13 protein-coding genes are annotated in these 26,748 nt (G+C 63.3%); 5 read left to right on the forward strand and 8 right to left on the reverse strand.

Annotated elements, in window-relative coordinates:
* Positions 1-43: 43 nt before the first annotated feature.
* From BUA36_RS05365 to BUA36_RS05395, 7 genes are all read right to left on the reverse strand, one after another.
* On the reverse strand, positions 44-8,839 hold the full coding sequence (locus BUA36_RS05365) for a non-ribosomal peptide synthetase (protein WP_072782042.1): 8,796 nt from the start codon (positions 8,837-8,839) through the stop codon (positions 44-46).
* Positions 8,829-13,001: a beta-ketoacyl synthase N-terminal-like domain-containing protein gene (locus BUA36_RS05370; protein WP_072782044.1), complete on the reverse strand. Its 4,173-nt coding sequence runs from the start codon at positions 12,999-13,001 to the stop codon at positions 8,829-8,831. The genes BUA36_RS05365 and BUA36_RS05370 overlap by 11 nt, the downstream gene beginning before the upstream one ends.
* An 8-nt stretch (positions 13,002-13,009) precedes the next feature.
* Complete coding sequence (locus tag BUA36_RS05375) at positions 13,010-13,474, reverse strand: OsmC family protein (RefSeq protein ID WP_072782046.1); 465 nt, start codon at positions 13,472-13,474, stop codon at positions 13,010-13,012.
* Positions 13,475-13,512: 38 nt separating this feature from the next.
* Positions 13,513-15,150, reverse strand: a complete 1,638-nt coding sequence (locus BUA36_RS05380) for a class I adenylate-forming enzyme family protein (protein ID WP_167544254.1) — start codon at positions 15,148-15,150, stop codon at positions 13,513-13,515.
* A gap of 10 nt (positions 15,151-15,160) precedes the next feature.
* Complete coding sequence (locus BUA36_RS05385; RefSeq protein WP_072782050.1) at positions 15,161-15,943, reverse strand: class I fructose-bisphosphate aldolase; 783 nt, start codon at positions 15,941-15,943, stop codon at positions 15,161-15,163.
* A gap of 58 nt (positions 15,944-16,001) precedes the next feature.
* A complete protein-coding gene (locus BUA36_RS05390; RefSeq protein WP_084560003.1) occupies positions 16,002-16,631 on the reverse strand; it encodes an acyl-homoserine-lactone synthase in 630 nt (209 codons plus the stop codon).
* Positions 16,632-16,727: 96 nt separating this feature from the next.
* Positions 16,728-17,453 carry an autoinducer binding domain-containing protein gene (locus BUA36_RS05395; RefSeq protein ID WP_072782055.1) on the reverse strand — a complete coding sequence of 242 codons (726 nt, stop codon included), beginning with the start codon at positions 17,451-17,453 and terminating at the stop codon, positions 16,728-16,730.
* A 219-nt stretch (positions 17,454-17,672) separates the two neighbouring features.
* Here BUA36_RS05395 and BUA36_RS05400 point away from each other — a divergent pair, with 219 nt between their 5' ends.
* Positions 17,673-20,045 carry an acyl-CoA dehydrogenase gene (locus BUA36_RS05400; RefSeq protein WP_072782057.1) on the forward strand — a complete coding sequence of 791 codons (2,373 nt, stop codon included), beginning with the start codon at positions 17,673-17,675 and terminating at the stop codon, positions 20,043-20,045.
* On the opposite strand, the gene BUA36_RS05405 is transcribed toward BUA36_RS05400, so the two are convergent.
* Positions 20,032-21,687: a hypothetical protein gene (locus BUA36_RS05405; protein WP_072782059.1), complete on the reverse strand. Its 1,656-nt coding sequence runs from the start codon at positions 21,685-21,687 to the stop codon at positions 20,032-20,034. The two genes, BUA36_RS05400 and BUA36_RS05405, sit on opposite strands and share 14 nt — an antisense overlap.
* 140 nt (positions 21,688-21,827) lie before the next feature.
* On the opposite strand from BUA36_RS05405, the gene BUA36_RS05410 reads away from it, so the two are divergent.
* From BUA36_RS05410 to BUA36_RS05425, 4 genes are all read left to right on the forward strand, one after another.
* Positions 21,828-22,355 carry a sigma-70 family RNA polymerase sigma factor gene (locus tag BUA36_RS05410; RefSeq protein ID WP_072782061.1) on the forward strand — a complete coding sequence of 176 codons (528 nt, stop codon included), beginning with the start codon at positions 21,828-21,830 and terminating at the stop codon, positions 22,353-22,355.
* Positions 22,346-23,338: a FecR family protein gene (locus tag BUA36_RS05415; RefSeq protein WP_072782063.1), complete on the forward strand. Its 993-nt coding sequence runs from the start codon at positions 22,346-22,348 to the stop codon at positions 23,336-23,338. The genes BUA36_RS05410 and BUA36_RS05415 overlap by 10 nt, the downstream gene beginning before the upstream one ends.
* Before the next feature lie 90 nt (positions 23,339-23,428).
* Positions 23,429-25,843, forward strand: a complete 2,415-nt coding sequence (locus BUA36_RS05420; protein ID WP_072782065.1) for a TonB-dependent receptor — start codon at positions 23,429-23,431, stop codon at positions 25,841-25,843.
* Entirely contained in the window at positions 25,843-26,748 is a 906-nt protein-coding gene (locus tag BUA36_RS05425; RefSeq protein ID WP_072782067.1) for an alpha/beta hydrolase, read from the forward strand. Before BUA36_RS05420 ends, BUA36_RS05425 begins: the two co-directional genes overlap by 1 nt.

Genomic DNA, 26,748 nt, shown 5'->3' on the forward strand with positions numbered 1-26,748 from the left:
CAAAAATGCCTGCTGCTGCAGGGTGTTCTATGAAAGCGTCGCCTCAGGCGTCCGCCGGGTTGCCCAGAAGGGCGCGATCGATCTTGTCTTTGTCGCCGACGGCCAGCGCGATGTTGTCGTGCGTGCCGCCCAGGATGCCGAACAGGCACTGCATCGCTGCATCCGTGGCCAGTTCTTCCATGCCGTGCAGCTGGAGGATGTACTCGCGTTCCTTGTCGTCCATACGCATGCCGCCGTCGCGCCACAATGGCCAGCCAACCGCGTAGCTCAGTCCACTGCGCCGTCCTTCCCGCATCTGCTGGTTGCGCGCCTGGCTGAAACTGTTGAGGAAAGCGTTCGCATAGGCGTAGTCGGTCTGGCCGACAGGTCCCATGTAGGCGGCCAGTGACGAGAAACAGACGAAGTAATCCAGCGGCTCATTGCGGGTGGCGTGATCCAGTACCAGTGCGCCGCTCACTTTGGCTTCCAGTGCCGCACGCTTGCCCGCTGCGTCTTTACGCAACAGCAAACCGTCGGCGCGGGAGCCGGCTGCATGGAACACCGCGCGGATTGGTCCCCACTCCGTCCGAACCTGCGCCACGGCTTGCGCCACCTGGGTGGCGTCGGCCACGTCGGCTTGCAGATAGCGGCAGTTCGCATGATCTGGCAGTCCACCTGTGCGCATTTGCTGACGTGCCTCGTTTTCCGCTGTACGGCCCAGCAGCGCGACACGGCAGCCGCGTGCCAGCAGGAAGCTGGCGACCAGCCGACCGATACCACCTGCACCGCCGCTGACCAGCACCACGCTACCTTCCGGCAGCGCGGCCCGGCCGGCGGAGGGGATGGCTACCGGCTGCAGGCTGGCGGCGGACAACTGACTGTTGCGGGCGTCGTAGCGGTAGTTGACCGGGCGATTGGCGCCTGCGGAACGTGCCTGGATCTGGGACACCATGGCTGCCATCGCCGCCTTATCGGCCATATAGTTTGTGGCTTCGTGCAGCTCGACGGCGCAGAAGCGGATTTTGGGAGATTCGCTGCTTACTGCGCGGCCGAAGGAACCCAGCGCCTGCACCGCCGCCGAATGTGGGCCGGATTGCGGACCGGTGATGGCGATGACCGTCAATGGCTGGCGCAGGCGGCTGCGCATCGCGGCGCGGGCCAGCGCGAATGCTTCGTCGAAGGCCTGGTACAGTGGTTCTCCATTTGCCGATGGTGCGATGCCGCCGGCACCATCGCCGTTGCTGCTCCAGTTGCGGTAATCGAGCAGAATGACTGCGGGCGGAGTGCCTGCGGTGGTCAGCAGCGCGCTCCATGCGCTTTCGTCGCTTGACTGGATGCCGTTTTGACGCTGCGCCGACGACCAGCCGACAGGCAGCGCAGCCGGATGCAGCGGGCTATCGGACAGCAGCAGGACCTGTGATACAGCAGCCGCCGCGCCAGCAGGAACAACCTGCCAGTGCGGCACGTAGTGGTGGGCAGGCTGGATCGGCTGCGCGGCAGCGATATTGATAGCCTTGCCCGCACAAGCTTCGATGCGTCCAATCGCCCTGCCCTCCGTGTCCAGCAGTTGCGCCTCATATTTAGGCAGCCGGGCGCTGGTGGCGGAAATCTGCAAGTGCACCACGGATTGCTGCGGGCAGTCTGCCGCCAAATACAGCCGGCGGATGTGGAAAGGCACGCTAGGTGGGCTGCCAGGACGCAGCAGTTGCTGGTGCAGCGCCATCGCTTGCAGCGCGCCGTCCAGCGTCAGCATCCAGCGCGCGTCGGCATCCGCGCCCGCTACGCAGCCTAGTTGGGCCACGGCGCTGCTGTCGTTCCAGGCCAGATGACGCACAGTGCGATACAGCGGACCGAGACGCATGCCGCCCTGCTCAAACAAGCGGTAGCAGCCATCCTGTGGGAGTTGCTGCATGCCCTCGCCGCTGTGTAGCGGTGCGGCCTCCGCAGGGCGCGACGCTGGCGCCAGCAGTTCGGCGTTACAGTGTTCGATACGCTGGTCTGGCTGCTCGCTGACCAGAATGCAGCGGATGCGGTTCTGGGCGGTGGTATTCCATTCCAGTTTCAGCCTGCCGCCGCCAGTCGCGGTGTAAGGCTGCATCCACACGATGTCGCCGAAGCCTATCCAGTCGGTGGTATTTGCGGTGGCCAGTGCAGTTTGACGCAGTATCGCCAGATAAGCCGCCGCAGGCAGCACGCCCTGGCCACCGATGTCGTGCTGGCGCAATACCGCAGCATCAGCCGCCAGCGCGATCACGCCGTCGGCCTTCATGGACGGGACGATCGCTGCTTGCGCTACCGGAGCGGCACTGCTGCTCATGGCTGGCAACCAGTAGTGGGTACGCGCGAATCGATAACCCGGCAAGGCGATACGGCGCGCGTCCTGTGGTGCCGTGCCGGCCCAGGGCCAGGCAGCTGCGCCGTGCTGGTTCCAGAGCTGGCCCGCTTCGTTGAGCAGCGCTTTGATTTCGATGTCGTCATTGGCGATAAACGCACGTGGTGGCGCGGTGCGCGCGCTGCCTGCTTTGGCTGGCCGCATCGGTGCGGTTTTGGCCATGCCGCGCCATACATTAGCAGGCAATGGCGCCCCGTTCACAAAGGTGCGCAGCAATGCAGACAGCTGGTCGAGCGACGAGACAGCCAGCAGCAGGCGCTCCTGCATGCTGTCGCGTGCCGTCTGCAAGGTGTAGGCGACATCGCACAGACGCAACGAGCCTGGAGTCGATCGATCGATATACGCTGCCAGGTCCAGCGCCATGTCGCGCAGCTGGGCCTCGGTTTGCGCGGACAAGGGCACTGGCCACAGCGTGTTGTCTTCGGCGATGGCCGGTGCGGCTGGCTGGTATTCCTCGATGATGACGTGGGCATTGACGCCGCCGAAACCAAAGGAGCTGATGCCGGCCGCGCGGCGCACTGGCGTGCCGCTGGCGTCCATCACCCGTTTCCAGTCTGCCGTCTGGCGTACGATGTAGAACGGGCTGCCTTCCAGCTCGATATTGGGATTGAGCTGTTCCAGGTGCAGCGTCGCAGGCAGCACGCCATGCTTGACACACATGACGGCTTTGAGCATGCCCGCTATCCCAGCGGCGGCTTCCAGGTGGCCGACATTGGGCTTGACCGATGACAGCGCCACACTACCCGCCGTTACCGGCGCCAGGCCGGCCTGCTGGCGCAGCGTGGCAAAAGTCTCTTTGAGCGCCTCAACCTCGATAGGATCGCCCAGCGCGGTGCCGGTACCGTGGGCTTCCATGTAACCGAGCTGGCCGCTATCGATGCCGGCAGCGCGGATCGCGTTGCTGATGACCTGTACCTGCGCCGCCGGATTTGGCGCGCTCAATGCGCTGGCGCGGCCGCCATGGTTGACGGCCGTACCGCGCAGCACCGCGTGTATCGGATCGCCGTCGCGGATGGCGTCTTCCAGTGGCTTGAGCAGAACCAGACCGATACCCTCGCCACGGGCATAACCATCCGCACGGGCGTCGAAAGTTTTGCAGCGGCCGTCAGCTGCCAGCATGCCGATTTTGCTCAGGCAGACATGCGGAACAGGGTCGATCATGATGTTGACGCCACCTGCAATCGCCAGCGAGCAGTCGCCGTTCTGCAGCGCGCGCACCGCGTTGTGCACGGCGACCAGTGAGCTGGAGCACGCGGTGTCAACCACCTCGCTCGGACCGTGCCAGTCAAACAGATAGCTGATGCGATTGGACAGGATGGTGCGCGAAACGCCGGAGAGCGTGAAACGGTCGATCTCGCGGCCCGGTTGCAAGGACAGCGTGGCGTATTCGTCGCCGGTGGCGCCGATAAACAGGCCGGTCTGGCTGCCGCGCAGTGCGCCCGGGCGTTGGCCGCCATTTTCCAGGCAAGCCCATACCGCTTCCAGCAGCATGCGCTGGCGCGGGTCCATCAGTTCCGCTTCACGCGGGGCGATGGAGAAGAAGCTGGCGTCGAACGAGGCCACATCGTCCATGAAGGCGGCGCGGTGGACATTGGTGTAGTTGCCTGGCCCGTGAGGATCGCCGTGAACCGCGCGCCAATCCCAGCGGTCTGCCGGGATCACGGTGCTGCAATCACGCGCGTCCTGCAGATTGGACCAGAAAGCTTGCAGGTCCGCGGCCTGCGGCATCACGCCGGCCATGCCGATGATGGCAATGGCGCCGACGGCAGCGCGTTCTGCGGTTTTGGGTTCCTGTGCGATGCTGACCGGGGCTGGCGCGATGACTTCCACGACGGCCGGCATCAGGGCCTGCGTCAGTTGGGCTGCATGCTCACGCAGCAGATATTCCAGAATCTCGGCGACGCTGGTGTAGCGGAAGAACAGCGCGGGATTCAGCGCGACCTGAAGCTCGTTGGCCAGTTTTGCGGCCAGCAGCGTGTAGTGGAGCGAATTGAATCCAAGGTAGCCCAGATTGTCGTCCAGCGATACACTGCCCAGCTCTGCACCGAATACTTCGACCACACCGGCGCACAGCCACTGTGCCAGCTTTTCTTCCAGTTGGCGCGGGTCTTGTGGCGCAGCCGCTGATGCGGGGGCGGCCGACACCTCTTCCGCCGCACTGACAGCGCCGGCGGTCAGGCTGTCGAACGTATCCTGGCCCAGGCGTTTGCGGTCTACCTTGCCGTTTGGCGTAATCGGCAGCGCTGGCAGTACGATGATCTGCGACGGCACCATGTAAGCAGGCAGACGCGCTTTCAGCTGCTGCCACATGCCCTCATCACGCAATTCGCCGGCCGCCACTTTGTCGCTGGCGGAGGCAAAACCGACCAGGCGCTGACCGCCCGCGTCGTTGCGGACCACCGCTACTGCTCGTACCAGGCCGCAGCCTTCCAGTGCGGCTTCCACTTCGCCCAGTTCAACGCGGTAGCCACGCAGCTTGACCTGTTGGTCGATCCGGCCCAGGAATTCGATATTCCCATCGGCGAAGAAGCGCGCGCGGTCACCGGTGCGATACATCAGCATGCCCGCTTTTTCATGCAGCGGATCGGGAATGAAGGCACGCGCAGTCAGTTCCTGCTCGTTGATGTAGCCATCACTGAGACATTCGCCGCCGATGTACAAGTCACCTGCCTCGCCCACCGGCAGCGGCGCCAGTTGTTCATCCAGCACATAATAACGGGAATTCTGGATCGGACGGCCGTAAGGGATGCTGCGCCAGGCCGGGTCCAGCGCGCCGACGGGATAGAAATTCGACCAGACGGTCGCCTCGGTGGCGCCGCCCAGGCTGATGATCTGGGCTTGCGGCGCGAGTGCGCGCGTTGCATCGGGCATCGCCAGCGGAATCCAGTCACCGCTGAGGAAAACGATGCGCAAGCGCGGCAGGACCGCGCTGCCGTTGGCGTTCGCTTTGAGGAACGGCAGCACCATTTGCAGGTAAGCTGGCGCCGAATTCCAGAACGTGATCGGCTCATCGCGCAGATATTGGGCGACGGCCAGCGCATTGGTGCGGTCCGCATCGTTGACGATGCGGATGCTGGCGCCGTAAGCCAGCATGCCGAACAGGTCGAAGATCGCCAGGTCAAAACTGAGCGGATTGACAAACAGGACACGGTCAGATGGATTAAAGCCGAATTCGCGTGCAGCCCATTCAATCAGGTTAATCACCGGACGATGGCGTACCACCACGCCTTTGGGCGTGCCTGTGCTGCCACTGGTGAAGATGATGTAGGCACGGTCTTCCGCCTGCACCGGCTGGGCCGGGGTAAAGCTGGCCGACAGTTGTTCGATGGTGGCGCTGTCGGCATCGATCAGCAGGACGCGGCGGCGGTTATCGGTGAAGCGGCCGTAATGGGCACACGTTGAGACGACAAAGCGGGCCTGCGCCTGATCCAGCACGCGTTCCAGGCGCTGCTGCGGATCTTCCACGTTCAGCGGAATAAAGGCTGCGCCGCATTTGAGAATCGCCAGCAGGGTTGCGATCAGCTCATGCGAGCGCGATTGCATCACGGCGACGAGATCACCATTGCGTACGCCTTGCTGCTGAAGGTAGTTAGCCAGACGATTGGCGCGGCGATCCAGTTCTTGATAGGTCAGCACCTGGTCGTCGCCGACCAGTGCGACGGCATACGGCGTGGCCTGAGCCTGGCGTTCGATCAGGGTGTGGACACAAACCTGGCGGTCATAGTCGCGGTCCGTCGCATTCCATTGTGCCAGTTGTGCGATACGGCCCTGTGCCGCTTTGTCGAGCGGCATGGCGACCGCTGCTTGCAACGCATCGGCGTTTATCGTCAGTTGATCCAGCGCGGCGCAATAGGCGGCGAAGCTGGCGGACAGGCGCGTCAGGTCGCAGCTGCGGCGCACTGTCCAGCACAGCACGATACCTTGTGGGGAACGATGGACCAGATTGTCCAGATCCACGCCGGGCGTATCGGATGCGGCATCCAGCACGGTAATGCCAGGCCAATGCGGCTGAGGGGCATCCAGGCAGTTGGTTAGCACGGCGCTGCGTTGACGCAGTTCGCCGCCCTCGGCCAGCACGCTGCGCAAGCCCGCAAATGGATCGGCCAATGCGTGGAAACGGTCGTGCTGCAATTGTGCTTCCAGCTGCCGCGCGAGTTCCAGCACGTTCTGGTGTTGCGGTTGCGCGGTTTCGGCCCAGGCGAAACGGGTGGCGTCGCCAAAACCGTAGGTCGATTCCGGATAGCGCAGGCCATAATCCACCACGCCAATCGCCATCGGAGCGCGATCAAATGACAGCACCGAGGCCATGGCCGCCAGCAGCAGTGCTTCCACACTGACGCGGTGTTGGTCCGCCAGCTGCTCCAGCGCCGCACTGTTTTGAATCGTATGCGACCAGCGTTCGGTGCCACTGCCGTCCGCCGCCGGCAGCACCGGACCAGCCGCCAGCGCACTGAAACGCTGGCGCCAGTATTGCGACTGCACCGGCAAATCGGTATGGCTGCCGCGCGCCACCAGCCATGGTTTCCACAGTGGCGACTCCGGACGACCGCCCTGTCCCGAATAACGCCGGAACAATTCGTCGTAGAACAGCCACGAGGAATGGCCGTCGAACGCCATCATGTCCAATACCGTGGACAGGTAGCCACTACCGTCCGCACGCGTCATCATGTGCAGGCGTAACGCGGGCCACTGGCGTTCGGCGTAGCACTCACGCAGCAGTTGTGCGTGTTGTGCGGCCAGATCTGGCGCTTCGTTGCCCAGCGGGGTGACGGGAATGCGATAGCTCGCGACCGCATCAGCGCATTCGAAGCTGCCCCGTTGTCCGGCAACCGCCGACAGCATCGGGTGGTCCTTTAGCAGTCCCGCCAGGGCGGTTTGCATGGCGTCCACGTCCAGACGTTCGAAGGCGAAGCTGCGCGTGATGTAGCCAGCTGCGCTGCCAGGCTGGCGCATGCGCTCGGCCAGGTAGCCCCGCTGCAGGGTGGTCATCGGTACGCTGTGCTGTACGGCCGCCGATACTGTGGGCGACGGCAATTGCGGTGCAGCGATCAATGTGGCGCTGGCGGATTCCCAGCATGCCGTATCGCTACCGGCACGGCGCAGCAAGGCGTCAAAGCCGTTGCGGAACTGTTCCAGGAAGCCGTCTGCAAACCATGATGGCACGCAGTCGAAGGTGACTTCGAGTTCGCCGTCGATGTCGCGCAACTGGCAATGCAAGGCGGTATCCGGGGTCTGCGCCACGCCATAACCGACGGACTGGCTCCAGCTGGGTTCTTGCGATGACTGCGCCGCACCCAGCAAACTGGTAAAGACGATGGGGAAGCTGCGCGCGGGACGGTCAGGCCCCAGGCTGCGTAAGGCGGCCATGGCGCTGACATAGCCGTGATTCATCGCGGCCAGCAGCTGCTGGCTGTATGACTGGGCGCGTTCGGCTACGCTTTGGCCGGGTGCGACATCTGCGTCAAACAGTGCGGTGGACGTAAATGGGCCGACGACACGCGCCAGATCGGCATGGATAGGCGGCCGGTTCTGCATCGTCAGTATCAGACCAAAGCGCGCCTGTTCGCTCCAGCCGCGCAGGGCTTCGCAGAACAACGTCAGCACGCCAGCGGTGGAGGACAGCTTGCGGTCCGTCAGTGCGGATTGCAATGCCGCGTACGCGGGTGCGGGCAAACGCCACGACAGGCGTTGACGGTTGTTTTCCTGCGCCGGACCTTGCCGCATGGCGGCGGTGTAAGGCAGTGCCGGGCCGTCAGGGCAATCGCGCAGACGCTCCTGCCAGTAATTCAGGCAGCGTGCGTAGCCTGCGCTGGTTTTGAATGCTTCCATGCTGTGCACGAAGTCGCGGAATTCGAGCGCGGGCGCTTCGGGCCGCAATTCGGGCTGGTCGTAGGCAGCGCGCCACTCGCGGTAGATCAGGTCTGCACTTTTGGCGTCCACAATCCAGGAGTCCATGCTGACATGCACGCGGCTATTGGCTTGCGGGCCGCGCGTGATGCGGATTTCGTACAGAGGCCAGTCGCCGGCACGATACAGCTTGTGCGACAGCTGCTGACGCACGCGTTGCGCGCCCTGCTCCGCCGCAGCTTCGCTGGTATGGTCTTCGCAGACAAATGCCGGCAAGGCGCGGCTGCGGTGTATCCGCTGGCTCCCGTTGCTCATCACTTCGGCGCGGATCATCGGATGGGCAGCCGCCACCGCATGCCAAGCCCGTTCCAGGCGCGCCGTGTCAAGACCGGCAACGTCAAATTCCAGATAGACGTGGCAACCTGCCCGGTCCAGGCGCACCGGATTGGATTTGGCTGCCAGATAAGCGCCTTGCAGGTCGGTCAGCGGGAATGGCTGATCTGCCGCACGGTCGTCGCGCACCAGCGTTGGGTGACGCTGCTCTGCCGCTTGCGCCTGCATCTGCGCCAGTACGCGCTTCTTGTCGGCCAGCGTCAGGTTCTTGAAATCGTCAATTTGCATGAGAGTAGGACCGATCCGGGTTGGTCGAGAGTTGGTTGAACAGAGCGATAAGCTGCTCTTCGGAGACGTCGTCCAGCGGCGCTTCGTCGTCCACGGCGGTGATAGCGCTGGCCTGCTGCACCAGTCGCGCGAGGCTCGCTGCGCTGTCTGCACCGACGATGTCCTGCACCTCCAGGTCAACGCCAAGCTGGGCTTCGATCTGGAAACGCAGGTTGATGGCTTTGACGGACTCCATGCCGTAGTCGGACAGCGAAGCGTCGGGATCGATGTCGTCTGCTGCCATCCCCAATTCCGCACCGAGAATGGCGCGCACTGCGGCCAACGGTAGTGCGATATCAGGCATCGGCTGGATCGCCTGAACGGCTGCCGGCAGGACGGCCGGGGCGACGGGTATCGCCACAGCCAGGCGTGGCGCCACTGGCGCAGCAAGCCAGCAGCGTTCTGTCTGGAACGGATAAGCGGGTAGCGCGACGCGGTGGCGTTGCTGCGGCGTGAACCAGGATGCCCAGTCTGGCCAGTAGCCCTGCACGATCAGCGCCGCAAGCGTATCCAGGTCACTACGGCGGGCGCCCGCTGACAGCTGATGCCATAGCGCGTTTCCCTGCTCGCGCAGCGTGGTGGATACGGGCGGTTGGCGCTTTAGCGTCCAGCGGCCGTTCGCATTGGCGTTTTCCAGCAAGGACTTCAACTCGGCCAGGTCGTGGAACGCCAGCAGCACGCCGTGGTCGAAATGGCTACGCCCGCAGCTCAGGGTGTAGGCGACTGCGCTTGCCGAAGCCTGACTGCCGCCTTGGTGCAGCCACTGCTGCAAATCGCGCAGCTTGTCGCCCAGGGCCGCCTCCGTGCGGGCGGTGAGCGGCACCAGATAGCAGCGCGACGTTTCGGTGAGCGCAGCCATGGCCGGCGCCTGTTCCAGCACGCAGTGGCCATTGGTGCCGCCGATGCCGAACGAATTAATCACCGCGCGGCGTACGCCATCCGTGCCGGCTGCCCACGGCCGCACCTCGGTGTTGACGTAGAACGGCGTGCGATCGAAGTCGATTTTTGGATTGGGCGTCTGGTAGTTGATCGACGGGACCAGCGTCGCGTGATGCAGGCACAGTGCGGTCTTGACCAACCCCGCCATGCCGGCAGCGGTGGTCAGATGGCCGATGTTGGGTTTGACCGAACCGATGGCGCAGAAACCAGTCTGCGTGGTGTCGGCCTGGAAGCTGCGTGTCAACGCCTGCAGCTCAACCACGTCGCCCAGCGCCGTGCCGGTGCCGTGTGCCTCGACATAGCCGATGCTGCCGGCGTCGATGCCCAGTCTGCGGTACAAGCCGGTTTGCAGGCTGGTTTGCGCGAGGCCGTTAGGTGCGGTGATGCCGTTGGAACGGCCGTCCTGGTTCAGGGCCGTGCCACGGATGACGGCGTAGACATGGTCGCCATCGCGCAGCGCCGCCTGCAGTGGTTTGAGGACGGTGAACGCCACGCCTTCGCCATGCACGAAGCCATCGGCTGCCGCATCAAACGCGCGGCAATGGCCGGTCGGCGAGAAGATGCCCAGTTTGCTGCTGGCGACGTAGAACTCCGGGTCCAGCGTCAGACAAACGCCGCCTGCCAGCACCATGTCCGACTCGCCGCTGCGCAGGCTTTGGCAGGCCAGATGCAAGGCTGTCATCGAGGAGGAACAGGCGGTATCGACCACCAGGCTTGGACCATTCAGGTTGAGGAAGTAGGAAATGCGCGCGGCGATCAGCGACATATCGCTACCCAGCAGCGTCGCTGCGCTCGATGGCTGTCCCTGACGAGCGCCGAGGCCCGCGTAGTCCGGCTCACGCGCGCCGACAAAGACGCCCACCTGCTGCTGGTGCAGGCTGTCGGGCGCGTAGCCGGCATCTTCCAGCGCGCGCCAGGACTCCATCAGGCACAGACGCTGCTGCGGGTCCATCAGCGCCGCTTCTTTTGGCGCCAGGTTGAAGAACAGCGGCTCGAACTGGTCGATGTCGGACAGGAAGCCGCCCCACTTGCTATTGGAACGTCCCGGGACGGACATATCGGCGTCGTAATACGCTTCGCCGTCCCAGCGCTCGGCGGGCACGGGACCGACGCTTTCAATACCCTGCTTCAGATTGTTCCAGAAGCTGCGGTAGTCGTGCGCGCCAGGCACGCGCAGGCTGATGCCGATAATCGCAATGCCATCCTGCGCGTTGACGGTGGTGCTGGCGGCGCTCTCGGAAGCGGCAGGCGCAGGAGCGCCCGTTTGATCCAGATGGCGGGCCAGCAAGGCGATGCTGGGATAGTCGAAACAGCGCGCTACCTGTACGTCGAGTCCCGTCATCAGCGAAGCGCTGGTAGCAAAACTCATCAGCATGCCCGAATCCAGGCCCAGACTATCGAACTCGCGTTGCGGGTCGATGTCTTCAGGTGCGACGCCGAGCAGTTCAGCGGCCACCGTGATCAGCACAGGCTCGGTAGCCTGCGGCACACTGGCCGCAGATTTCAGCATGGCCGGCACGTCGCCTTGCGTCTGCTGCAGGACGACGCGGTCGATCTTGCCATTCGGGCGGCGCGGCAACGCGGACAATTCGGTGTAACTGCCCGGGACCATGTGTGCAGGCAGGCGCGAGGCGACAAAGGCGCGCAGCGGCTGGACGTCAGCGTCCATGCCGGGGCGTGCGACCCAGAACGCCAGCAATCGTATGTGCAGTTCCGACAGCTGCTGCGCCACCACCGCCACTTCCGCAATGGCCGGATGTTCGCTGAGCACCAGTTCCACATGCTCCAGTTCCACGCGCAGGCCGTTGATCTTGACCTGGTGATCGTAACGGCCTGTCATGCGCAACGTGCCATCGGTTGCCATGCGCGCCATCTCGCCCGTGCGGAACAGGCGTTCTGCGGCCGGCAAGCCGGCAACGGTTCCTGGCAAAAAGCGTTCTGCGGTGAGTGTTGGCTGGCCCAGGTAGTCCATCGCCAGGCAAGGGCCGGACAGATAGACTTCGCCTTCGGCGCCGCGCGCGACGGGCTGCATCTGCGCGTCCAGCAGCCGCACGGTGGTATTGGCGATGGGGCGATAGCCGCCCTGCACGGTCACGACAGCCGCACCGGGATGGTCTACCGCATCGTGCAAATAGGTGTTGGTTTCGGTGCAGCCAAAATCGTGCAGGAGTTCCGTCTGCGGGAACGCCAGCAGAAAGCGCTGTTGTACCGCAGCGCTCAACGGCCCGCCATTAATCACGCGCCGCAGGCGTTGCGGATGCGGGGCGCCGTTCTGGCGCAGGTCCAGCAGCAGCTGGATCAGTTGCGGGTTCAATGTCAGGTGGCTGACCTCACGAGCACCGAGCCAGCCAAACAACGCGCCCGGTTCGCGGACTGTACTTTCCGGTGCGATGGCGGTCGGCACGCCGGCCAGCAGCCCGCCCAGCAGTTCCCACATCGACGGCATCACGTTGATCGGCGAACGCTGGCCGATCACATCGCCGCTGCGGAACGGATATTCCTGCCACATCCAGTACAGGCGGTTGATCAGTTGCAGCTGGCTGTGGCGCACGCCTTTGGGCTGGCCGGTCGAGCCGGAGGTGAACATGATCAGCGCCGGCGCGCTGGCCGGCATGACGGGCAGCGCCTCGATTGCGATGGCGCCGCTGCTGTAATCCAGCGTATCCAGCGCCAGTTGGGGAAGCTGGCCGGCAGCGAACCCGCCAGTGCTGGTGGTCAGCATCGCGACCGGCCGCGCGATGTCGCACAGCGTCTGCAGATAAGCTTGCGGGAAGGTGCGGTCCAGCGGCAGGTACACCGCGCCCAGCGCCCATATCCCCATGATGGCAGCCTGCAGATCGGCGCAGCGCTCCAGATATACGCCCACGACCTGGCCTGGCTGCACGCCCATCTGCCGCAAATGCGCGGCCAGCACCAATGCGCGCTGGCGCAATTCGCCATACCGCAGCTGGCGTGGCGTGCCAGCGACTGGTTCATCAAACGCCGCGATGCGGTCGCTCCACGCCGTGCTGCGATCGAAGAACAGGCGCTCCAGGCGCTGTTCAAACGGGAACGCATGGCGTGGACCGGCCACTTCGCTCACAGTGGTCGTGCCGCTGAATGCGGCTGGTGCTGCCGGCGCTGCCTCGGGGGCGGTGCGCCGCGGCGATGCCGCCTGCGCCAACCAGTTCAGTAGCTTGACCATGGCTTACCTCAAGCCTGTGCCAGCATGACGTCGACACGGCCCTGGGCGCTGACCGTGACGTTGTCGGCCAAGGCCTTGGACACCATGCAGCCACGCTCCGCCTGCAGGAAGCAGCCCTGCACGGCGCCGCCAAACAGTGCGCGGCCTGCGGCGGTCAGATACACCACCGGCTGGTGCTCGATCGCGGTCAGCACAGGCCCAGTCGGGGTGCTGGCGAAGATGCCACGGCTGCTGTTGCGCAGTTCTTCATACGCCACACCTTCCAGTTGCAGGATCGCGGCCAGCGTCATGAGATAGCAGGAGTTGGCGGCGGCGACCAGCAGTTCTTCGGGATTCGTTCCACGGCCCTTGCCGCCCAGTTCCGCCGGAACGCTGATTTGCTGTTCGATGGCGCCCGCGTGCAGGCGGCCTTCGCCTTCCATCAGGGTACCGTTCCATTTACCTTCGCATACAAACGCGTGTTCTGCTGCCATGTTGATGTCCGTTTCTGTGTAGTTGACTGAATGGTTGATTACGCGGCTTGCGCCAGTTGCTGCCGCAACGCGTTCTTCATGACCTTGCCCGTGACGCCGACCGGAATATCGCCCTCGCCCGCCATGACCACGCGCGCCAATGCCGGACGCTGTTTCGCCATCTGGTCGGCATTGATGCGCTCCAGCAGTTGATCTGCATCGACTTGCGCACCGGCTTGGGGATAGACCCACACCACCGCATCCTGCACACCATCGGCGGCAGTGACGCCCAGCACGGTGCAATCCAGCACATCGCGCTGATTTTTAAGAATCAGCTCCTCGGTCTGCAGGCTATACAGCACGCCCTGCGAGGTGCGGATGGCATCGGTGATACGGTCAACATGATAGAAGCAGCCCATGTTGTCCTGATAGACCAGGTCCCCGGTCAGCCAGTAGCCGGCCAGCTGGCTGCGGTGGGTCAGCAGCGAGTCGTTCCAGTAGCCGCTGGTGACGCTGGGTGATTTGATCCCCAGCTTGCCGACCTGGCCGACCGGCATCTCGCTGCCATCGTCGGCCAGCACGCGGGCTTCCACCCATTCCTGCGGCAGGCCCACGCAGCGGTCGAAGTTCTGGTCGCCGGCGGTGTAGACCACGCGGAAGCTGGAATGTCCCATCTCGGACGAGCCCAGACCATCGATGAACTGCGAACCTGGCAGTTTTTGCTGGCCGCGATAGTGATAGCCGTGCTTCACCAGCTGGCGGATATGCGCTTCGTGCGCGGCGTCGCCACTGTTGATCCAGTTGTTGACGGAGTCCAGCTTGCGGCCTTCGAGTCCACTGGCCACCATGCCGACATAGGTCGATGGGAAGGACACCACCGTGGATGGCGCAAATTCTTCAATACATCCCAGTACGGCATCGCCTTCGGGCCGCGACACGATCATGAGCGCGGCGCCGCACAGGATGGCGTGCATGCTGTACGCAATTGCCGCGTTGTGCGACACGGGAAGGCTGGAGAGATAACGCTCCGCGCCCTGTGCCGGCGGCAGGCCAAGCAGGTGGCGGATGCCGTGGAACCATTTGCCATGCTGGAGCAGCACCGGCTTGGGGATGCCGGTGGTGCCGGAGCTGTGCGTAATCATGACCGGATCGAGATGATCGTGGCGATACGGGTAGCCAGCCGGTAGCGCTGCTTCCCCCTGCGCGCGGATCTGCGCCATGTCCACCATGAAGCGGAAGTCGTCCGCCTGCACCAGTGCTTGCAGCGCCTCGAACTGCGCGTGGTCCGCCACCACGGCCACCGCGCCCACGCGCGTGAAGTGCTGCAGCGCGATGGCGGTCTGCATATTGCCATTGGTGAGCACGGGGATCGCACCCAGCGCGGTCAGCGCCATGTAGTGCAGCAGATAGTGAATGCCATTGCTGCCGTAGACGGCGACCGGATCTTTGGCCGTAATACCCTGCGCGGCGTACCAGGCGGCCAGCGTGTCGGTCGCCTGCTTCAGTGCACGCAGCGACAACGGCGCGTGGCACGCTTCGCCCATCAGGTAGTAAGGCTGGTCCGACCAGAGCAGCGGCTGCTCATTGTCGGGATTCAGGCCCGCAGCCACATGCAGGAAATTACCGGCGCCCAGGCTGGGGTTCAACTTGAGCCAGTAGCGTTGCTGGGCGTTGAGCAAAGGAGCTTGCTGAGTCACGTCCATCTCCTCACGCGACCGCATGCTGGGCGTAACGCGCGCTCAGGGCACCCAGCAGGTGTTCCGGATGCGGGTTCTGGAAGACGTTGCGGCCCACGCACAAGCCTTTGGCGCCGACGGCCAGGCCCGCGCTCAGCAACTCCAGCGTTTCTTCGTCGGTGCTGCGCGCGCCGCCGGCAAAGAACACGTCAATGTCGCTGCTCAGGCCTTTGAGCAGTACCGGAATGTCGGCGATGGCGTCAGGCCGGGGAATCTTGACCGCGTCCGCGCCCAGTTCCCATGCCGCGCGGATCACCCGGCGCATGCCGCCGATGGTGACTTCGCTGCTGGTATTGCCGCCTGCGTGAAAATACTTGGCCATCACCAGCACTGGCAGGCCGTATGGCGCGGCCTGGTCGACCACGGAACCCAGCAGCGCCAGGTTGTGCGCGTCGTTGACGCTGTCGAACACCAGGTCAACGCTCAACGCATCCGCGCCCAGGCGCAGTGCGGTGTCCACCGTCGCCAGCAGCTCTTTGCGGTTGGGCTGGGTGGCGAGCGACATCATGCCGTTCATTTGCAGGATCATGCCCTTGCCCAGCAGGCAGCCCGACAACGCCAGGCGTTCCAGCATGCCTTTGTGCGCCACCACCGCGCTCACGGCCGGATGCGACAGGCAGCGCACCAGGCTGTCCGAGCTTTCCATGCCGGAGATCGGGCCGGAGGTCAGGCCGTGGTCGACCGGGATAATCAAGCCCTGGCCGGTCTGGTGATGCACTACCCGCGACCAGCGGTTACGTTTTGCTCCAACCATGATGTGCTCCTCTGTATTGTTCGGGACTCATACGCAGCGGTATGCCGCGCGGGGGGAATCAGGCCAAGGCCGCAAGCAGCGCCGGCTCCGGCATGTGGTGACGCCTGGGCAGCACGGCGCGCTCGTCGTGGTCGTTGGCGGCGTCTATCCAGCACGCGAACAGGGCGTGCGTGCCGACGTCCATGCGCGGACCGGCGGCGCGGATACGAAATGGCGTGCGGCGCAGCAGGCGCTCCACGCCAGGTGGGGAGACGGTAATCAGGCGGCGCGCGCCCCGTTCGGCGGCGCTTTCAACAGCGGCGGCCAGCAGTTGCAGCGTGGCTGCCGAGGACAGCTGGCCGGCGGCAGGGGTGCTGACGGCTTCCGGATCGACGGCGGCAAAGCGGGACAGCTCCCACACCTCGTCGGAGCGCGGCGCTGGAGCGCCATTAAGCAGTTGGGGAAAGACTTCCTGCAGCAGATAAGGGCGCGTGGTGGGCAGCAAACGGGCGCAGCCGCCAACCCGGTCCTGTTCGTCCCACGCCACCAGGTAGACGGTGTCGTCGTGGTCGAACTGGTCCAGTTCCTGGCCATCGCGCAGGTCCAGGTCCCAGCCCAGTTTCTCAACGAACACCTGGTGCCGATAGCGCGTCAACTTGGCCATGCGCTCTGGTCCCAGCGTGCTGGCGGTTCCGACAGTAATTCTCATGCTGCCCCCTGCTTGTTAGCGAGGCATCATTACATCGGAATTTGACCTATCGCATAACTACCAACATTGGTAGCGAAATAACGTAACGCCAGGCTTTCAGCCCAGCATGCCCAGCAAGGCGGCTTTAGCCACGGCCGCAGTTTTGTTGGCGGTACACAGTTTGCGAACGACGTTCTTGACGTGAAAATTGACCGTATCGGTCGCCAGCGACAAGATCTCGGCGATTTCCGACGCCGACTTGCCATCCGCAGTCCAGCGCAGCACTTCCACTTCGCGCACGGTGAGCTTGTCCATGCTGGGCGAGGCCAGCTTGGAGGTGAACAGCGGCGACAGGTACAGGTGGGCGGTCTGCACCAGCCATCGGAACTTGGCTTCGTTGCGCGCGAGTTCGGTGGCGGTGACGGGTTCGTGGGAACGGGCCAGCGTCAGCATGTCCACGCAACCGGCGCCATCGGAGCAGGACTGCGCCCAGCCGTGGCACAGGCCCGCCGCCTTGGCATCGCTCCAGAATGCCGGTGAGGCCGACCTCAGCGTATCGTTCCAGACGATGGGCACACGCGACATCCGCCCGTGCTGCACCGTGGGGTCGCAGCTCAGATAGTTTTCGTAACGGTAATATTCCTGCCAATCGGCCGGGTAGTTGCTGAACAGCGCGGTGGGTGGATTGGACAGCGGATACGGCGCGCGGATGCCGTATGCACAGTATTCAAAGCCCAGCAGCCTGCCGCAAGCGGCAATCGCATCGAAGGCGCGTTCCACATCGGATTCATTGCTCAACGTATCCATCAATTCCACTTGCCAGTTATCGACTGTACCACGCATTACAGTGCCCCTTGTTATATTAGCAATAGTGAAATTATATAATAAGCATATTACAAAACTGCTACTTGGCCAGAGTAAACCACCCAAGTGTCGTGATTTTTCAACTGTGAAATTTCGTGAGTTTCCTGGGGTCATTAACGTGCCTGCTTACACGTGCGGAACCGCACAGTAACCGCAGAGCAAGCGCGCTATCGTCCTATTAACAAAAAGGAGATCAATATGATCCTATGGATAATCGCAGCGGTTCTGGCCGCCATCATTCTCGTGCTCACCTACGGCCCTTTGCGCCGCAGCCTGATCACCCCGCATCTTTACGCGCTGTTCAAGCGCATCCTGCCGGCCATGTCCGATACCGAGCGCGATGCGCTGGAAGCTGGCACCACCTGGTGGGATGCCGATTTGTTCTCCGGCCGTCCCGACTGGAACAAATTCCTGCAGATCCGGCGCCCGGCACTGAGCGTCGAAGAACAGTCTTTCATGGATAACGAAGTGCGCCAGTTGTGCGAAATGGTGGATGACTGGGAAGCGACCCAGGTGTGGCAAGGCCTGCCGGCGGCAGCGTGGCAGTTTGCGCGCGACAAAGGCTTCCTTGGCATGATTATTCCCAAGATGTATGGCGGCAAAGCGTTTTCTGCCTACATGCATTCGCAGGTGGTGATGCAACTGTCCACGCGCTGCTCGGCGCTGGCGGTGCAGGTCATGGTGCCTAACTCGCTGGGACCGGCCGAACTGCTGCTGCATTACGGCACCGACCAGCAGAAGGACTACTACCTGCCGCGCCTGGCCAAGGGCGAAGAGATCCCTTGCTTCGCGTTGACCAGCCCTTATGCGGGCTCGGACGCCGCAGCGATACCCGATACCGGCGTGGTGTGCATGGGCCGCCACGAAGGCCGCGAGGTACTGGGCTTGCGCGTGAGCTGGAACAAGCGCTACATCACGCTGGGACCGATCGCCACCCTGCTCGGCCTGGCGTTCCGCGTGGTCGATCCGGATGGTCTGCTGCCCGTCGGCTCAACGCCAGGCATCACCTGCGCGCTGATCCCGGCCAACCATCCTGGCGTGGTGATAGGCCGCCGTCACTGGCCGCTGAATGCGGTATTCCAGAACGGTCCCACCAGCGGCAAGGACGTATTCATTCCGATGGACTGGATCATCGGCGGGCCGCAGCAAATCGGCAAAGGCTGGCGCATGCTGATGGAATGCCTGGCTGCAGGCCGCTCCATTTCGCTGCCCTCCGCCAGCGTGGGGACCGCCAAGCTGGCCGTGCGCGGCACCAGCGCCTACTGTGCGATACGGCGCCAGTTCAATACGGCGATCGGCAAGTTTGAGGGCGTGCAGGAAGCGCTGGCCCGCATGGGCGGCAATCTGTACATGATGGATGCAGCGCGCAGGCTGTCGGCGCTGGCCGTCGATCTGGGAGAAAAGCCTGCTGTCATCTCGGCAATCGCCAAATACCATGTGACGGAGCGCGGCCGTGCGGTCGTCAATGACGGCATGGACATCCTGGGCGGAAAAGGCATATGCATGGGACCGTCCAATTTCCTGGCGCGCGCTTACCAGCAGATCCCGATTGCGATTACGGTGGAAGGCGCGAATATCCTCACGCGCTGCCTCATCATCTTTGGCCAGGGTGCGATACGCGCCCATCCCCACGTGCTGAAAGAAATGCGCTCCACTACCGAGAGCGACCAGTGCAAAGGCCTGCTGGATTTCGACGCCGCCTTCTTCGGCCACATGCGCTTTACCTGCGCGAACGCCTTGCGCGCTGTGTGGTACAGCTTGACGGGCGGACTCACGGCGTCCGCACCGGACAAGGCTCCCGGCGAGATGGCACGCTATTACCGCGCCGTCAGCCGCCTGTCCACCTGCTTTGCGCTGATGACGGATATGTCCATGTTCATCCTTGGCGGCGATCTGAAACGGCGCGAGCGCATCTCGTCACGCCTCGGCGATGCGCTGTCGATGATGTATCTGATCAGCGCGACGTTGAAGCGCTATGAAGACGAAGGCCGGCAGGAAGCCGACGCGCCCTATGTTCACTGGTCGATTCAGGATGCCCTGCAAAAGGCCCAACTGGCGCTGGATGGCGTGCTGCAGAACTTCCCGAACCGGTTTGCCGCCGCCTTCACGCGCCTGCTGGTATTCCCGTTTGGTCTGCCGTATGAGGCGCCGTCGGACAAATTGGGCGCCCAGGTGGCGCAAGCCATGCAAACCCACGGCGACGCCCGCGAACGGCTGCTGGCGGGTAGTTTCCTGGCCGATGACCTGCGCGATCCGGTGGCCTGCGGAGAACTGGCGTTCGGCCTGCTGGCGATGGTGGAAGGCATCGAGCACCGTCTCAAGCCGGCGGTCAAATCGGGCAAGCTGCAGCCCATCCCGCAAAGCCTGCCCGAGATGGAGCGCTGGATCACCGATGCCGCCGCACAGGGCGTAATGACGCCGGAAGAACGCCGCGCCATGTCCGACTTCGCGCGCTATACCGACTTGTCGGTGCACGTCGACGACTTCCCGCCGGACCTGAATGCAGCGGCCGATGCCGACCAGCGCCGCCGCATGTCGGCGCCAGCCAGTCCCGCCATCACTCCGGCGTAACCAGCGAGAACGGCATGCCGGCGAAGAAGCCCAGGGAGCCTCTGGTGTCGCTGCGCCAACCAGCGATCACACCAGCGGTGAACTGCGGCTGATTGCTGTTATAGGCGCCCAGGCCAAGGTTGAACGGCAGGTAAATCGGAATCGCGAGCGAGCGTATTTTGTTGGTGCGGTCGTAGCTGAGAATGGTGGAAAACGCCAAGAATTTCGACTGGTAGCGCGCCTCGGCACTGACGGTGTTGGACTTCTTGCCGGCCGGTTCGCCCAAGGGCAGGCTGTTGCATTCGACCCAGCTTGCGTCCTTGGCCATTGCGGGGCAAACCACTGTATTGTCCGCGCCATCCCGCTTGTACTGGTGGGCATAGCGCAGCAAGAACAAGGTGTCCCAGTCTTTCGGTGCAAAGCCCGCGTAAGCTGCCAGCGTATAGGACTTGTTATGCGTCTGGGTGGCCACAGGATTGTTGGGGTCGGCAAACGCGGTTTTTTTGTCGTAGTAGGAAAACTCCTGATAGCCCAATTCGCCGCTGCCGCCCCACAGATGGTAGCCACCAGGCAGCATGGGCGCGGTCGCCTCGCCGCCAATTTTTGTGTAATCGAGCTTGATCCGGGTGTCATTACTGAGTTTGTCCAGCAGGACGCTGTTGTTGACGACCTTGTGTTTGTCATCCTTGCTGAACGGCGCCGATACCGTTACCGCCAGGCGCTGGTTGCTGGTACGTTCCCATTGCAGCACATATTTGATGGCGACCGTCCCCTCGCCGCCCGTGCTGCTGATCTGCGCACCAGAACCGCTGACTTCCGAATTCAGCAGGGGATGGTTTTCCATGAAGGTCAGGAATGCGCGCTCGCGCAGCATCTCGTTTTTGCCTGGTGAAGTAACGCCGGCGGTGGTGGATTTCCCGTCGACCGGTTGCATCAGCTTGAGCATCATGTCATTGGCGGCGGCAACAGCACTCCAGTTCTGGGTCCAGACCTGATCCAGCTGCGTCTCCATGTCCTTGTCGGCGGGCAGATAGGCCGCCTTTTCAGCTTTGGCGAGTTTGATGACGCTGGCCAGCATGTCGGCCTTGGCCTGATCCGCAGTGTCTTTCTTTGCCGCCGCATCCTTGTTGCGCTGGCTGAGCGCGATCAGCGCAGCTCTTTTGGCTTCTGGCGTTTTCGCGTCGGCCAAGTTGACAATGCTGTCTTCCAGTTCTTGATCCGCGCACTTGCTAAGCTCGATCGCCTGTTTGGCAAGCTGAGCGAGCTGGCTGGCTTTGGCGATCTCGGTATCTGTGAGCGAGACATAGCCGGGCGTGGCTTTCAACTGCAGCTCTGCATTGCGGATCTTCTCGTACGCCTTGTCCAGCTCCGTCGAGGCAGTAGTGACATTTTCCAGTACCTTCTTGCCTTCCAGCGCCCGGTCGGCCATCAATGCGCGATCGCGGCTGCGCTCGGGCAGCGCGTTAATACTGTTGATGTAGTTGGCCAGGCGCTGCTCCAGCATTTTCTTCGCCTGCTGGGCCTTGATGGATGCCAGGCGCGCGCATTCCACCTTGTCCGGGGTCTTTAATCTGGACATATCCTGATCGCAGTCCGGTGTTGCCAGTGCTAGCTGGCTGACGCTCACCAGCATGGCAAACAGCAGCGTTTTAAGCTTGTTCATTTTATTAACTCCTCGACAAGAGAAAATCTCTATTGTTCGCTATCGAACATAGTAAAAAGATATCCAAATGTCACAGTGTTGCGTATTTGGCTGAGTTCAGGATAGAATGAGAATAATTCTTATTAGCATTTGAGCCCTGAATGACAAGCGCGAGGTATCCACTGCAACAGAACATGGCATCGCTGTATGGCGAGCACCATGCCTGGCTGCTGGGATGGCTGCGCAAGCGTCTGGGCTGCGGGCATCACGCGGCAGATGTGGCGCAGGACACGTTTTTGCGCCTGATTACCGTCGGCGACAAGCTGCCGCAACTCGATGAGCCGCGCGCATTTCTGACCACCACCGCCAAGCGGCTGCTGGTGGACCGTGGCCGGCGTCAGGCGGTCGAGCAGGCCTATCTGGCGGAACTGGGACTGCTGGCGGAACAACCGCCCTGCTTCCCGTCGCCGGAGGAAGTGCTGCAGGCGGTGCAGTCGCTGGAGCGTATCGCCTACGCGCTGGAGCAGCTGTCCGCCCGCGCGCGCGATGCCTTCCTGATGCATTTCCTCGACGGCGAACCGCACGCCGTGATTGCGCAGCGTCTGGGTGTCTCAACCCGCATGGTGCACAAGTACCTGGTGCAGGCGCTGCTTGGCTGCGACGAGGCTGTGGGCCAGTCATGCCTGTAAGTCCGGAGCAAAGCCGCATCAGCAGGCAAGCGGCCGAATGGATCGTCTCGCTGACCGTTGACGACAAGGCCGAACGCGAACAGGCGCGCGCCGGTTTCGAAGCCTGGCAACAGGAAGATCCCCGCCACGCCGCCGCCGCGCTGCGCATGCAAGCCATGCTCGGACAACTCGACGCTCATGAAGGCCGCCCCGCCCGCGCCGCCCTGACCAGCGCAGGACGCGCATCGCGCAAGCGAGTGGTTGCACGCACCGTGACTGCGCTCGCGCTTGCGATTGCGGTTGGTGCGCTCAGCCTGGGCGTGCCTCTGACACAGCCGTCGCTGCTGCTGGCGGATGCGCGCACCGGCGCTGGCGAATGGCAGACGCGCATCCTCGCCGATGGCAGCCAGCTCACCTTGAGTAGCGGCAGCGCAGTCAACATCCACATGAGCGAGGGCCAACGCGTGGTCAGCCTGCTGCAAGGCGAGGTACTGGTGGATGTGGCACGCGATCCATCGCGACCATTCTTCGTGCAGACGGAAGACGGCAGCATACGCGCACTGGGCACGCGCTTCACGGTTGAACGCGGCGAACACGCCACTGAGCTGGCGATGCTGGAGTCGAAAACGGAAGTTCGTGCCGCTGGCCGTCCTGCATTGGCCACCGTGGTGGTGGCCGGCGAAAAGGTCCGCATTACGCCGGACAGCGTGGGACCGGTTGCCCACGTCGATGCGGGCAGCATCGCCGACGCCTGGCGCGATCATCAGCTGGTGGTGCAAAACCGGCCGCTGGCCGAGGTGCTGGATCAACTGGCACGCCATCATCGCGGCATGATTCGTTACGACGCAGGCCAGATTGCGGCCATGCGGGTCAGCGCGGTGCTGCCGCTGGATGACACGGATCGCGCCCTGCACCTGCTGCTCAACAGCTTTCCGGCACTGCGTATCCGCACCATCACGCCTTATGTGGTGCTGGTGGACGCGCCAGCGGCGCCATCGAAGTAAAAATATTTTCAGTATCGAGTTCCGGTTCGCGTTTTTGGTGCGTCATGGTCTATGTAAGCACGCAAATCAGACCAACGGAAAGAAGAACCCATGCATCATCAAGCACGTACCAAACTGGCTCCCCTGAGCCTCGCCCTGCGCCTGGCATTCGCCGGCGCGATCGCGGTAAGCGCCGCTGGCAACGCCTATGCGCAAAGCGCGGCGGCGCAGTATGACATCCCGGCCGGCCTGCTGTCGGACGCCCTGAACCGCTTCGCCCAGCAATCCGGCGCCGCCATCGCGCTGGACGCGGACAAGATCCAGGGACTGCGCAGCGCTGGCCTTAAAGGCAGCTACGGCGTGGAAGAAGGCTTCAACGCCCTGCTGCGCGATACACCCTATGCCATTGCGCGCACCAGTGCTGGCTACGTGTTGGTGGCCAAGCCGGCCGCCGCAGCTGCACCCGCCGCGCCTCAGCGTGGCGAACAGGCGCTGGCGCCAGTGACGGTCAACTCTACCCTGCTGGCCGACGAACTGCCGCGCGCCTATGCTGGCGGCCAGGTCGCACGCGGTACGCAGCTTGGTATCCTGGGCAGCGCCAGCACCATGGACACACCATTCAACACCACCGGCTACACGGCGGCGCTGATTGAAGACCAGCAGGCGTCGACTGTCGCTGCGGTGCTGATGAACGATCCCTCGGTACGCTTCACCACGTCGGAAGGCCACATTTACGAGAACTTCAGCATTCGCGGCTTTGAAGTCGGCGGCGAAGACCTGGCTTTTAACGGTCTGTATGGGCTGTCGCCATACGGTCACGCACCGACAGAGTTCATCGAGCGCGTGGAAGTGCTGAAAGGTCCGGGTGCCCTGCTGGGTGGCATGTCGCCACAGGGCGGCGTGGGTGGCGTGATCAACCTGATTCCCAAGCGTGCCGAGGACAAGCCTCTGCTGCGCCTGACGACCGACTACACCTCCAGCTCGCAGTTCGGTGTGCATCTGGACGCGGGACAGCGCTTCGGTGAAAACGGCCGCTATGGCGTGCGTTTCAACGGCGGCTACCGCGACGGCAAAGTCGGCGTCGACGATCAGAAAAAGCAACGCACACTGGCGGCCATCGCGCTGGATTATCGCGGCACGCAGCTGAACCTCGCGCTGGATGCCTACACCAACCGTGAAAATATCGACAATGGCAGCTCATGGATGGCGTCCTTTCCCTCCACCGGCGTGATCGCGCCGCCCAAGACCGGCACCAATCTGCTGCGCGGCATCCACGGCAAACTATCCAACGATGCTGTTGCGGTGCGCGGCAGCTATGAGTTCAATGATGCCATCACTGCCTACGCGGCGCTGGGTCAGCTGAGCTACACCTACGAAGGCTATATTAATGGTACCCGCGCGGCGATACGCAATGCGGCTGGTGACTATGTCGGTAATACTTTCAATCAGCGTGGCACCACCGATACCACCTCGGGTGAAATCGGTGTGCGTGGCCGCTTCGTCACAGGACCTGTCAAGCACCAGATCGTGGCCAGCTACACCTCGCTCGAATTCGATACCGGCCGGGCCACGGTCAACACCAGCGCCAACTACAGTTCCAACATCTACCACCCGGTCAACCCGGCGCTGGCACCTGATCCCGGTCCTGCGCCTAAGGTCAGCGACGCCGCGCTGCGCAGCGCCGCACTGGCCGACACATTGTCCTTCGCCGATGACAAGGTCCTGCTCATCCTCGGCGTACGCGAGCAGCAAGTCAAAACCCGTACGCTGACTGGCACGCCTACGCTGTACGACAAGCGCGCGCTGACGCCTGCCGTGGGCATCGTCGTGAAACCATGGTCGCCATCGGTGGCGCTCTACGCCAACTACATCGAAGGCCTGAGCCAGGGCGGTACCGTTACCGATACCACGGCCAAGAATTTTGGCACGGTGTTTGCGCCGTACAAAAGCAAGCAGCTGGAAGGCGGCGTGAAGTGGGACCAGGGCGCGTATGGCAATACCGTCAACGTGTTCCAGATCGAGCGCCCCAGCATGGTCAAGGATACGGCTTCCAACACGTATAACGACGATGGCCAGCAGCGCAATCGCGGCGTCGAGTGGAACACCTTTGGCGAGATCGGCGGCCAACTGCGCCTGCTGGGCGGCGCGGCTTATACTGACGCCAAGATGACCAAGGCTTCGACTGTGGCGCTGACCGGAAAAACCATCTACGGCACGCCAAAATGGAAGGCCAACCTGGGCGGTGACTGGACTGTTCCAGGCGTGAATGGCCTGATCGTGAATACCCGCGTGGTGTACACGGGCAGCCAGTGGGTCAATAGCCTGAATACGCAGAAAATCGATAGCTGGACGCGCCTGGACCTGGGCGCCCGCTACAGCGTGCGCGTGCAGGACCATCTGGTGCAACTGCGCGCCAACGTGGACAATGTCGCAGACAAGAGCTACTGGGCTGGCTCCTTCAACGATGGCTACGTAACGCAAGGCGCAGGCCGCGTGTACAAATTGTCCGCCTCGGTGGACTTCTGATGCGGCGCGCCTTTCTTCGCATTGGCGCTGTCCTGCTGGCCGGCGCGATGCTGCCCGCTCTCGCCGCCATGCCTGCGCAGGACTGGCAGCCCGCCAGCCTGCCGCAGGCCAGACAGCTGGATCTGACCTCCGCCCGCACGGGACACCGCTACCGCATCTTCATCAGCGTGCCGGAAACGCCAGCGCCGGCAGGCGGCCATCCAGTAATCTACGTCCTGGATGGCAATGCCGCTTTCCCGAGCGTGGCGCTGATGGCGCGCACTGTCGCGCGCCGCAGCAAGGTGACTGGTCTGCACGCGCCGGTGGTGGTCGGTATCGGCTACGCGAGTGGCGAAGACTTCGATACGGTGGCCCGTGCGCGTGACTACACGCCGCCAGCAAATGGCAAGGCGGCCAAAGGCGAAGGTGGTGCGGACCTGTTCCTTGATTTTATCGAGCACGAGCTGAAGCCCGTGATACAGGCTGGCGTGGCGGTTGATCCGCAGCGCCAGGCCTTGTTCGGCCATTCTTACGGCGGCTTGCTGACGCTGCATGCCTTGTTCACGCGGCCGGCCGCTTTCCAGACTTATATCGCGGCCAGTCCGTCGATCTGGTTTGCGGACCGCTATGTACTGAACGAAGTAAAAGGTCTGTCAGCAGCACGCGCACAAAAGGCGCGCGTGCTGCTGACCGTGGGAGAGCTGGAGCAGTCGCCAGCGCCAGCATCGGCCAAGCCCACCGACCGTTCCGCGCTGCTGGCGCAGAAACGCATGGTGGATGAGGCCAGGGACCTGGCCGCGCAGCTGGATACGCAACGCTCGGCCTACAACCTGGAACGTGTGCGCTTCATCGAGCTGCCTCGGGAAAATCATGGTTCAGCCCTGTTCCCGGCGCTGTCGCGCGGGCTGGAATTCTTCCTGGAGTAA

This window comes from Duganella sacchari (assembly GCF_900143065.1).
GTDB classification, from domain to species: domain Bacteria; phylum Pseudomonadota; class Gammaproteobacteria; order Burkholderiales; family Burkholderiaceae_D; genus Rugamonas; species Rugamonas sacchari.